The following is a 10,500-nucleotide window of genomic DNA, read 5'->3' as shown; positions in this document are numbered from 1 at the left end:
CCCTAAAGCTATTTCGGAGAGAACCAGCTATCTCCAGGTTCGATTGGAATTTCACCGCTACCCACACCTCATCCCCGCACTTTTCAACGTGCGTGGGTTCGGGCCTCCAGTAAGTGTTACCTTACCTTCACCCTGGACATGGGTAGATCACCTGGTTTCGGGTCTGCGACCTCATACTCATTCGCCCTGTTCAGACTCGCTTTCGCTGCGGCTCCGCCTTCTCGGCTTAACCTCGCATGAAATCGCAACTCGCCGGTTCATTCTACAAAAGGCACGCCATCACCCATAAATGGGCTCTGACTACTTGTAGGCACACGGTTTCAGGATCTCTTTCACTCCCCTTCCGGGGTGCTTTTCACCTTTCCCTCACGGTACTGGTTCACTATCGGTCACTAGGGAGTATTTAGCCTTGGGAGATGGTCCTCCCGGATTCCGACGGAATTTCACGTGTTCCGCCGTACTCAGGATCCACTCAGGAGAGAGAGGCATTTCAGCTACAGGATTGTTACCTTCTCTGATGGGCCTTTCCAGACCGCTTCGCTTATGCCGCTCTTTTGTAACTCCATATAGAGTGTCCTACAACCCCAGAAGGCAAGCCTTCTGGTTTGGGCTGTTCCCGTTTCGCTCGCCGCTACTCAGGGAATCGCGTTTGCTTTCTCTTCCTCCAGGTACTGAGATGTTTCAGTTCCCCGGGTGTGCCTTCTCCTGTCCTATGGATTCAGACAGGGATGCTGTTCCATTACGAACAGCGGGTTTCCCCATTCGGAAATCTCCGGATCAAAGCTTACTTACAGCTCCCCGAAGCATATCGGTGTTAGTCCCGTCCTTCATCGGCTCCTAGTGCCAAGGCATCCACCGTGCGCCCTTTCTAACTTAACCTAAAATGGCGATTACTCGGTATTGCTTGGTTACTTTATACGATATTATCCAGTTTTCAAAGAACAATGTTGATCTTTTGAAGGCATTCATCCTTCAAAACTGAACAAAATAAAACGTCACGTTTCGTTGGAGTAAGAACAGCGTTCTTACTTTCCGTTATCCTTAGAAAGGAGGTGATCCAGCCGCACCTTCCGATACGGCTACCTTGTTACGACTTCACCCCAATCATCTGCCCCACCTTAGGCGGCTGGCTCCCGTAAGGGTTACCCCACCGACTTCGGGTGTTGCAAACTCTCGTGGTGTGACGGGCGGTGTGTACAAGGCCCGGGAACGTATTCACCGCGGCATGCTGATCCGCGATTACTAGCGATTCCGGCTTCATGCAGGCGAGTTGCAGCCTGCAATCCGAACTGAGAATGGTTTTATGGGATTGGCTAAACCTCGCGGTCTTGCAGCCCTTTGTACCATCCATTGTAGCACGTGTGTAGCCCAGGTCATAAGGGGCATGATGATTTGACGTCATCCCCACCTTCCTCCGGTTTGTCACCGGCAGTCACCTTAGAGTGCCCAACTGAATGCTGGCAACTAAGATCAAGGGTTGCGCTCGTTGCGGGACTTAACCCAACATCTCACGACACGAGCTGACGACAACCATGCACCACCTGTCACTCTGTCCCCCGAAGGGGAAAGCTCTGTCTCCAGAGCGGTCAGAGGATGTCAAGACCTGGTAAGGTTCTTCGCGTTGCTTCGAATTAAACCACATGCTCCACCGCTTGTGCGGGCCCCCGTCAATTCCTTTGAGTTTCAGCCTTGCGGCCGTACTCCCCAGGCGGAGTGCTTAATGCGTTAGCTGCAGCACTGAAGGGCGGAAACCCTCCAACACTTAGCACTCATCGTTTACGGCGTGGACTACCAGGGTATCTAATCCTGTTCGCTCCCCACGCTTTCGCGCCTCAGCGTCAGTTACAGACCAAAGAGCCGCCTTCGCCACTGGTGTTCCTCCACATCTCTACGCATTTCACCGCTACACGTGGAATTCCGCTCTTCTCTTCTGCACTCAAGTCTTCCAGTTTCCAATGACCCTCCACGGTTGAGCCGTGGGCTTTCACATCAGACTTAAAAGACCGCCTGCGCGCGCTTTACGCCCAATAATTCCGGACAACGCTTGCCACCTACGTATTACCGCGGCTGCTGGCACGTAGTTAGCCGTGGCTTTCTGGTCAGGTACCGTCAAGGTGCCGGCAGTTACTCCGACACTTGTTCTTCCCTGACAACAGAGCTTTACGATCCGAAAACCTTCTTCACTCACGCGGCGTTGCTCCGTCAGACTTTCGTCCATTGCGGAAGATTCCCTACTGCTGCCTCCCGTAGGAGTCTGGGCCGTGTCTCAGTCCCAGTGTGGCCGATCACCCTCTCAGGTCGGCTACGCATCGTCGCCTTGGTGAGCCGTTACCTCACCAACTAGCTAATGCGCCGCGGGTCCATCTGTAAGCGACAGCCGAAGCCGCCTTTCAATCTTCCTTCATGCGAAGAAAGAACTTATCCGGTATTAGCCCCGGTTTCCCGGAGTTATCCCCGTCTTACAGGCAGGTTACCCACGTGTTACTCACCCGTCCGCCGCTGACTCAAGCAGGAGCAAGCTCCCGCTAAGTCCGCTCGACTTGCATGTATTAGGCACGCCGCCAGCGTTCGTCCTGAGCCAGGATCAAACTCTCCGATAAGATTGTTTGCTTAGCTCATAATAATAAATTGAATTAACGTTGACGTTTATTTTGTTCAGTTTTCAAGGATCAATTTCATTCGGTGTCGTTAACAGCGACTTAAACATCATATCATCTTACATCAGCGGAAGTCAACAACTTTTTTTATTTTTTATATAAATGGTTGCTTGTTCATCACATCCGTAAGCGACTGATAAATATCATACCACCTCACAATATACAAAGTCAACATATTTTATAAAATTTATACAAAGAAAGATTTCCCCCTCACTCTCCACACAGGTGAGATAAAACATATGATACTAAATCCGAAGGGGAACGCCCCTTCGGATTCTTGTTTACCCTACCTTTATTTGTTCAGCAACCTCATCGAAGCTCTTCCCCTTATCTATTTGCATGGAGAACGTTAACAGATATCCATCCGGATCTTTTAAAACTAGTTCTCTAGCATTCCAGGGACGATCAATAGGCCCTTCAATTATTTCGGCGTTGATTTCTTCAGCTTGTTTGAATAACGGAGCCACATCATCTACGGTGAAATTCAACATAACTCCCTGTCCTCTTGCTGCATTTGTATCTGGCTGTTCTACCAACATAATGTCCTGGTAGGCTTCGCGTCTAATGTGAGCCATAACGACCCGGCCTTCACCGTCCGGCAGCTCGTATATAGAGCTGAAACTCCCCACTTCCTTATACCATTTAAGTGCATGTTCCATATTGCTCACAGCCAGTTTTACGAAAAACGGCATCAAGTACGCCTGCATTCCTTACACTCCTTTGCATTGATTTACAACAAGCGTAAGGTATGACGCAACGTTAGAGTCAAGTGCAATTTCTTACATCTCAAACCACATACCTATTAAAGAATAGAGAATGATGAGAGTAAATAAAACCATTATATAAAGAAGAGAATAAATGAACATTAATTTGGCCCATTTTTCCGCACCCATTTTTCGATAGCCGAAAATACTTAAAGCAAGCCATGCTATATTCAACAGCAGCGCTGCGAACATAGGCACGAAACCAACGGGCTTAAATAAAAAACTAGCCGCAGTTAAAACGACTAAATAGATATTCGTCTGTATATACGTTCTCTTGAACCCTTTCACTACCGGAAGCATTGGAACATTCGCCGCTTTGTAATCATCGTGCTTGCGAATCGCGATCGCATAAAAATGCGGCATTTGCCAAATAACTGTCGTAGCAAACAGCCCGACAATCGCCGGGTGAAAAATATTCGGATCAACCGCCGCCCACCCAATTAAAGGCGGCATCCCCCCAGAAATGCTTCCGATCTCCGTATTGTAAACGGTTCGCCGTTTGCTCCACATCGTATATGGAACGACATAAAAAAATAACCCTAAAAAGCCCATCACCGCTGCTAATGGGCTGGCTAACGCAAGAGCTGCCAACCCAAAAAGCGTCATCAAAACACCGAGACGCAGAACCGTTAACGGTTTAATAGTCCCTGCCACAGTCGGCCGGTTCTTTGTTCGTTCCATCACCGAATCAATATCGCGATCGTATAAATTATTGAACGCACCTGCTGCGCCAATGATAAGAAAGGAACCAATGACCGCTAAAAAGATTTCTGCCAGCTTGTCTAATGGATTTAATTGATTCATATATAGAGCCAACGCTAAACCAGCCATCATAGCCAGCAAGTTTGACTTAATAATTCCCGTTTTAATCGTCGCTGCTATGACACTAGAAAGCGGTTGTTCCGGACTATTGAGAGAGCGACTTTGAATGCTGATTTGTTTTCTTTGAACTTTTCTCAATGGTACCCTCTTTCCTATATTTTTCTCTTTAATTCTTATATACTATTTAGTATTTACATTCTTAATGGTATATTAATTCTACCTGATATGTTTGTCAAGAAAGGAAGGTATCGTCGTGGTGAAACGCAGACTTACACAATTGGAGCGCAAACAGGAAACAAGACAATCACTCCTGAATTCAGCTGCGGAAACCTTTGCTGAGTTAGGCTTTCATGGGGCTTCCGTCGACAGAATTGCTGAACGAGCCGGATACAGCAAAGGAGCTGTTTACGCGCATTTTAAATCAAAAGAAGAGCTGTTTCTTGCGCTGCTTGAGCAGCAGATTCAATCACATATCAATCAATTTCATGAATGGTGGGCGAATCAGCCGTCCCTTGATCATTTAATTGAAAACATTGACGTTCACTTCCGTTCTATTATTCAGCAGAACCGGACTTGGACCGTTCTGAGCTTGGAATTCCTGTTACATGCCCTCCGTAATGAATCAGTAGGCGAAAAATGGGCAAGCCTTGTTTTTAAATCTGTAGAGAACATTACAGAAGCCCTTGAAAGCATGATTGCCGAACGGTGCTTAACGCCCTCTTTATCAGCAAAGGAGCTCGCTTGGATTATTCTTTCCTTAGAAAATGGCATGACCGTTTTCTATTCTATCACCGGGGATCAGGCTCCCACAAACGCATATGGAAAAGCACTGCAACATATTCTGCATGCCGCCCAATCCGTCAAATAACATTAAAAGCCTTGATACTGCATGAATATATGCAGTATCAAGGCTTTTAATTATAGCATAGGAATCCCGTTCTTTTTCTATTGTTCACAGCTTATCCACTTTTTCAAAAAGACTCCTGACTCCCAGCCTGTATTCCTGGACTCCAAACGTTGCATCTGTCAGGCTCATACAATAGAAGGCCATAAGCCCGGACCCAAACAGCGCATCCACGAAAAAGCCGTACCTTAATCTTAATAAACATCCGGTGTTTGCAGGTTCATTTTATTCTCATTTTCGAACGCGCCGGCCAAATGAAATGACTGATGGCAATGAGAAAATCAATGCCGACAATCAGCGACCATAGCTTGAAAACCCCAGTTAATGCCGCGGTCCGCGATGGATCATCGATCAAAAACACTAGACCCAGCAGGAAAACTCCGCCGATCATATAAGCCAGCACATGCTGAATCCAGCTTTTGAAGTAATGACGGGCATACTCCCTACCATAGCGTTTTATCGGCTTTGTTCCCTCTTTCATCACGTAATATCGAAATCTTTCATCCGCCCACGCAATCATGCTTTTTCCATAAGCAACCGAAACACCTAAATAGACGGCAGCCAGCGCATGGGCGTATGAAGCCTTGGCTCCCCGCCATAAATCCAAACCCGTAACTATTAATAAAGTGAGATCAATCACAGGGGTTAGCGCCAATAGCAAAAAACCAAGCTTCTTCTTCTTTAAAATGTATCTCACCGCAAGACCCGTTAAAATGACCACCCAAAAAGCAATTTCACAGGCAATAATCATCCACCCGACAAAGCTCATGATCCTCCCCCTCTCTTCCGTGTTCCGTGTTTTCATTGTAGCAAAATATACTGTACCTTGATATCTACGCCAGTCATCAATCATGAATGACAGCTGTCAGATTGAGCTTGTTTTTTTATGAATATATGATAAAATTATTCATAAATTCATGTAGGGGGTTGAAAAAATAATGCCCAAATTTACTCAAGAGGAAAAGGAGAAGATCGTTGACTCGTTAATTACGGAAGGAAGACACTTATTTTCTACGCTTGGCTTAAAGAAAACAAGCATTAGCGATTTAACGAAAGCCGTTGGGATTGCCCAAGGATCTTATTATTTATTCTTCCAATCCAAAGAAGAGCTGTATTTCGCTGTGTTAGAACAAGAAGAGATGAAGATTCGCAGCCATTTAGCGGAAAAATATTTTTCTGCAAACATCCTCACGAAAGAGGATTTCCGGAGTTTTTTGCGTGAATCCTTTTCCATCATGGAGCAAAACCCCTTTATTCAGCAGCTCCATCAAGACAACCTCATAGAAGCTTTATTCAGAAAAATTCCTGCAGAGAAACTGAAAAAGCACTTTTCAGAGGATGCCCAGTTTTTCTTGCTCCCCATTCAAGAAGCGCAAACGAAAGGCCATATGATTAGCGAAGATCCACAAATCATTGTCAGCCTGATTCGTTCGATTCTATTATTAGCCTTTCAGAAGGAAAAAATCGGGAAGGAACGCTATCAAGAAACAATCGAATTGCTGATTACACTCATTGCCGAAGGATTAATGACCGTAGAGGAGTGAAACAAATGATCGACGTCCGCGAGTTAACTTTTACTTATCCGGGTGCAAAGCAGCCCACTATTAAGGGAGTGGATTTTCAAATTGGCAAGGGAGAGATTTTTGGATTTTTAGGACCTTCTGGTGCAGGAAAAAGCACCGTCCAAAAAATTTTAATCGGTCTGTTAAAAGGGTACCGGGGACAAGTGACAGTAATGGGTCAGGAATTAAGCAAGACCAGCCGCCACTTTTATGAGCATATTGGCGTTGCTTTTGAGTTCCCCAACTTTTATAGCCGATTAACGGCACTTGAAAATTTATCGCTTTTCGCTTCTCTGTATACACAAAAAACAGCTGATCCGCTGAGGCTGTTAGACCAGGTTGGTTTACTCAAATATGCCCACACAAAGGTCAGCGACTTTTCGAAAGGAATGAAAATGCGGTTGAATTTATGCCGTGCTTTACTTCATCAGCCGGATATTCTGTTCTTAGATGAGCCAACATCCGGTCTGGATCCAGTGAATTCTAGAATGGTGAAGGATATTCTCTTACAAATGAGAGCCGCGGACAAAACCATCATTCTTACCACACATAATATGGCCGCGGCGGAAGAACTTTGCGACCGGGTGGCTTTTATTGTGGATGGGCAAATCCGCCTGATCGATTCGCCGGAAAACCTGAAAATTCAGCATGGAAAAAGACTTGTTCGCGTCAGATACCAAGAAAATAACAAGCGTTGTATCAGGGAATTTTCTATTGATCAACTTGGAAACAACCCCGCGTTTATCCAGCTGCTGAACCAGCACCTCATCGAAACGATTCACACCGTTGAATCCTCTTTAGAAGATATCTTCATTCAATTGACGGGGAGGAATTTATCATGAGGCTCGCTTCGGCCATATACTATGATCTAAAATTACAATACCGCCACGGACTGCACGCTGTTTATTTCCTTATCAGTCATATCTATATTCTCTTTCTCTCTCAGCTTCCGGCTGCTAACCGGGATACCGCCCATGTTCTGTTAACATTTTCTGATCCGAGCATGCTTGGCTTTTTCTTTATCGGCGGGCTTGTCCTGTTGGAAAAAGGGCAGCATATTCACGATCCGTTATTTGTCACGCCTTACAAACCCGAAGAATACATTTTTTCCAAAACGCTCTCTTTGATGCTATTATCTGTCGCTTCTTCCATGTACATTCATCTAGTGACTTTTGGGCTTTCCAAGCAGCTTGGTTTATTCACCGCGAGCGTTCTCTTAACCTCTATCATCTTTACTTTGCTCGGTTTAACAGTCGCGGTGCACTGCCAAACGGTCAACCAATTTTTCCTGTATTCCTTTCTTTGTTCGGCTGTTTTCTGCTTACCGCTTCTCAGCTTTCTCAAGCTGTGGGATTCTGATTGGCTAATCTGGCTGCCAACTCATGCTACTCTTCTCTTGCTTCAAGCCGCTTTCCATCCAATCGCAGTAAGAGAAGCCCTCTATTCACTTGGGCTATTACTCATTTGGGCAGCCTTCTCTTTCTGGTTGGCAAGACTGGCTGTTTATCATTCTTTCCTTAGAGACACACGAAAGGGGGAAAAACCATGACGGCTCTTACATCACTCTTGCGTTCTGACGCTAAACAGTTGTACCGGGACCCGATGTTTGCCCTGATCTTTCTTACGCCTTGCTTGCTTATTCTCTTTTCCCGGTTCGGAATACCCTTAATAGGCGATAAGCTGCAGCTGTATTTTGATTGGGACTGGATGCATTACCGCTCGCTGATCATCAGTTTTTTCATGCTGCTTATCCCTTTAATGAACGGGATCATGACAGGGTTTATAATGCTGGATGAGCGGGATGAATCCATTATTTCTTATCTTTCCGTCACTCCCTTGACTAAAAGAGGCTATTTTTACTATCGTTTAGCAATTCCCATGGTATTCACCCTGTTAGGCAGTACGCTATTCTTTCTTTTTTCGTCCATTGATTCACCGCATATAGCGGTTGTAATCTTACTGGTCCCTATGCTGATGCTCAGCAGCGCGATCATAACATTACTTCAAGCCGCTTTTGCTGCCAATAAAATCGAGGGGCTGGCTTTATCAAAAGGAATCGGCTTAATTGTGTTTGCTCCTTTTATCGCTTATTTCCTTCCCCTTCCTTGGCAAATATTCGCCAGCCTGCTTCCAATGTTCTGGCCAGCCAAGCTTTATTTAATGGGCATGGAGAATCCTTGGACTTTTATCTTATTATGGACCGCAGGCATAGCCTACCATCTCTTATTCATAAAACTGCTGATAAAAAAGTTTCTAATAAGAGCTGAATAATGCAGCTTGCCTACAGGGGAGGTTTTCTTTCATCCCCCACTTAGACTTTTGATCTCCGTTCCATTCTTGAAGCCGTCATTCTACGGCATCTTGCATGCGGAGCAACAGCCATAACCCCGAATAGCCATGCAGCTATTCAGAGTTATGGCATCAAAGGTTTCTGAGATTCGGATCATCAGTGTCCTCCGTGATCGCCCCCGCCTGCTTTTACAATTTCTAATTTTTCATCGATGCTTCCCTGCGTTAGATAAAGAATCTGTTTCGTTGTTCCGGTCAAAAAGCATGATTATATAGCCCCATTGTCGGGTCGCTTGTAAAGGTTGGTTTGAACCTCGCAAGAAACTCGTATGTTTCTTTCTAAAGCTTACCTTTATCCAGCCAAATGACCGGAGATTGTTTCCCTAAATAACAAATGGAGCAGCCGCTATTGCCTCTTCAGGTGTTTCCGAGGAAACGAAGGACAATCCGTGGTCCCCCATCCGAACTTCGTTTCTTTATCTTTAAACCGAGCAAAGTGGATAGAATGAGCAGCGATATTTTCCGCTCCGATTCTCTGCACATCTCCATATTTCTTCAGCTGATTTTCTACCTGTTTAGACAGGAACTGTTCAGGAGCTAAAATATACCTATTCGCTTTGCCTTTTCTTCAACGTTTCTTTTGGAATTCCGCTGTTAGACACATATAAGATCAACTCTGGCATATGGGCAATCCAGTTCACCGCGGGAATAGAATAGCGCTTATGCTTCTCTTCTGATGAAACGTTGATGATGCTCTCCGGATAACTTTCCGAAACTTCCGCGTATGCCTGGTCAACATTCCCAGCGAAATCAGCCGGTTTTTTTCCTTTTATCTGCTCCGTTTTGTAGCCTTCCAGCTGCTTTTTCGCGGCATTTGCTATATAGCCCATGAGCATGACTTACGTGCCATTGCGGCTGCCTTTTGGGTTTAATCGGTTGATTTCCCGGAAAGTTTTTTATGCTCAAGCCGCCTCCCTCCTTTCATATCGGCTTCACAGCTTGAAAGGGAGCAGACTCTAAGGATTTTATTGGTTAACGTTATATTTCCAATTAAACGGGTAGATTGTAAGTGACAATAACTAATAAGGAGGAATCCAGCATGAACACCCAATACGAAGAATGTATCAAAGCCTGTCTTGAATGTATGGAAGCCTGCAACGTTTGTTATGATGCCTGCCTCAGAGAAGAAGATATCCAAATGATGGCTCACTGTATCCGATTGGATAGAGAATGCGCCGACATTTGTGCATTTGCCGCAAAAGCCATGCAAACCAACAGCCCGTTTGCTAAACAAATCTGTCAACTATGCGCGGACATCTGCGAAGCCTGCGGAAACGAGTGCAGAAAGCATAAGCATGACCACTGCCAGAAATGCGCCGATATTTGCTTCCGCTGCGCAGAAGAGTGCCGCAAAATGAGCGCCTAAATATACGGAAGCAAGAGAGCGGATCTGTACTTTTCCCCTTATGAACAGGCCCGTACATCCTAAATGGGATACCGAG

General features: G+C 45.5%; 10 protein-coding genes and 2 rRNA genes (1 of these 12 running past the window's edge). 6 read left to right on the top strand and 6 right to left on the bottom strand.

Annotation, left to right across the window (positions count from 1 at the left end; translation table 11 throughout):
- The 4 genes from CEF20_RS00415 to cyoE all read right to left on the bottom strand — a co-directional run.
- Nucleotides 1-879: ribosomal RNA gene (locus CEF20_RS00415) — 23S ribosomal RNA — on the bottom strand; it reaches 2,055 nt to the left of the window's first position.
- Between the two features lie 166 nt (nt 880-1,045).
- Nucleotides 1,046-2,600, bottom strand: a 16S ribosomal RNA gene (locus CEF20_RS00410).
- Together the 16S and 23S rRNA genes form the textbook arrangement of a ribosomal RNA operon.
- A gap of 338 nt (nt 2,601-2,938) precedes the next feature.
- The gene (locus tag CEF20_RS00405; RefSeq protein ID WP_100330003.1) at nt 2,939-3,364 is read right to left on the bottom strand and encodes a VOC family protein; all 426 of its coding nucleotides are present in this window, start codon (nt 3,362-3,364) and stop codon (nt 2,939-2,941) included.
- A gap of 72 nt (nt 3,365-3,436) precedes the next feature.
- Nucleotides 3,437-4,381, bottom strand: coding sequence for a heme o synthase (gene cyoE, locus CEF20_RS00400; protein ID WP_100330002.1), 945 nt, complete (start codon nt 4,379-4,381; stop codon nt 3,437-3,439).
- A 115-nt stretch (nt 4,382-4,496) separates the two neighbouring features.
- Here cyoE and CEF20_RS00395 point away from each other — a divergent pair, with 115 nt between their 5' ends.
- Nucleotides 4,497-5,111 (top strand): TetR/AcrR family transcriptional regulator, encoded by a 615-nt coding sequence (locus CEF20_RS00395; protein ID WP_100330001.1) that lies wholly within the window; start codon nt 4,497-4,499, stop codon nt 5,109-5,111.
- Nucleotides 5,112-5,367: 256 nt separating this feature from the next.
- Here CEF20_RS00395 and CEF20_RS00390 read toward each other — a convergent pair whose 3' ends face one another.
- Nucleotides 5,368-5,916: a hypothetical protein gene (locus tag CEF20_RS00390; protein ID WP_100330000.1), complete on the bottom strand. Its 549-nt coding sequence runs from the start codon at nt 5,914-5,916 to the stop codon at nt 5,368-5,370.
- 169 nt (nt 5,917-6,085) lie between these two features.
- Between CEF20_RS00390 and CEF20_RS00385 the strand changes: the two genes are divergently transcribed.
- From CEF20_RS00385 to CEF20_RS00370, 4 genes are read left to right on the top strand one after another with little or no spacing between them, the layout of a single operon-like run.
- Nucleotides 6,086-6,691 (top strand): TetR/AcrR family transcriptional regulator, encoded by a 606-nt coding sequence (locus CEF20_RS00385; RefSeq protein ID WP_100329999.1) that lies wholly within the window; start codon nt 6,086-6,088, stop codon nt 6,689-6,691.
- 5 nt (nt 6,692-6,696) lie between these two features.
- Nucleotides 6,697-7,551 carry an ABC transporter ATP-binding protein gene (locus tag CEF20_RS00380; protein ID WP_100329998.1) on the top strand — a complete coding sequence of 285 codons (855 nt, stop codon included), beginning with the start codon at nt 6,697-6,699 and terminating at the stop codon, nt 7,549-7,551.
- Nucleotides 7,548-8,258, top strand: a complete 711-nt coding sequence (locus CEF20_RS00375; RefSeq protein ID WP_100329997.1) for a fluoroquinolone export ABC transporter permease subunit — start codon at nt 7,548-7,550, stop codon at nt 8,256-8,258. The genes CEF20_RS00380 and CEF20_RS00375 overlap by 4 nt, the downstream gene beginning before the upstream one ends.
- A complete protein-coding gene (locus CEF20_RS00370) occupies nt 8,255-8,980 on the top strand; it encodes an ABC transporter permease (protein WP_100329996.1) in 726 nt (241 codons plus the stop codon). The genes CEF20_RS00375 and CEF20_RS00370 overlap by 4 nt, the downstream gene beginning before the upstream one ends.
- 626 nt (nt 8,981-9,606) lie before the next feature.
- Here CEF20_RS00370 and CEF20_RS00360 read toward each other — a convergent pair.
- Complete coding sequence (locus tag CEF20_RS00360; protein WP_100329995.1) at nt 9,607-9,888, bottom strand: hypothetical protein; 282 nt, start codon at nt 9,886-9,888, stop codon at nt 9,607-9,609.
- A 209-nt stretch (nt 9,889-10,097) separates the two neighbouring features.
- Here CEF20_RS00360 and CEF20_RS00355 point away from each other — a divergent pair, with 209 nt between their 5' ends.
- Nucleotides 10,098-10,424: a four-helix bundle copper-binding protein gene (locus CEF20_RS00355; protein WP_100329994.1), complete on the top strand. Its 327-nt coding sequence runs from the start codon at nt 10,098-10,100 to the stop codon at nt 10,422-10,424.
- Nucleotides 10,425-10,500: the final 76 nt, after the last annotated feature.

This window comes from Bacillus xiapuensis (assembly GCF_002797355.1).
Classification (GTDB): domain Bacteria; phylum Bacillota; class Bacilli; order Bacillales; family Domibacillaceae; genus Bacillus_CE; species Bacillus_CE xiapuensis.
The sequence above is the reverse complement of the archived record's forward strand: the minus strand, read 5'-3'. Positions and strand labels throughout refer to the sequence as shown.

Excerpts from the sequence above, each read along its gene's own strand:
- CEF20_RS00385 (WP_100329999.1), top strand. The coding sequence starts at position 6,086 with ATGCCCAAATTTACTCAAGAGGAAAAGGAGAAGATCGTTGACTCGTTA.
- CEF20_RS00355 (WP_100329994.1), top strand. The coding sequence starts at position 10,098 with ATGAACACCCAATACGAAGAATGTATCAAAGCCTGTCTTGAATGTATG.
- CEF20_RS00390 (WP_100330000.1), bottom strand. The coding sequence starts at position 5,916 with ATGAGCTTTGTCGGGTGGATGATTATTGCCTGTGAAATTGCTTTTTGG.
- CEF20_RS00370 (WP_100329996.1), top strand. The coding sequence starts at position 8,255 with ATGACGGCTCTTACATCACTCTTGCGTTCTGACGCTAAACAGTTGTAC.
- CEF20_RS00360 (WP_100329995.1), bottom strand. The coding sequence starts at position 9,888 with ATGGGCTATATAGCAAATGCCGCGAAAAAGCAGCTGGAAGGCTACAAA.
- CEF20_RS00380 (WP_100329998.1), top strand. The coding sequence starts at position 6,697 with ATGATCGACGTCCGCGAGTTAACTTTTACTTATCCGGGTGCAAAGCAG.
- CEF20_RS00375 (WP_100329997.1), top strand. The coding sequence starts at position 7,548 with ATGAGGCTCGCTTCGGCCATATACTATGATCTAAAATTACAATACCGC.
- CEF20_RS00405 (WP_100330003.1), bottom strand. The coding sequence starts at position 3,364 with ATGCAGGCGTACTTGATGCCGTTTTTCGTAAAACTGGCTGTGAGCAAT.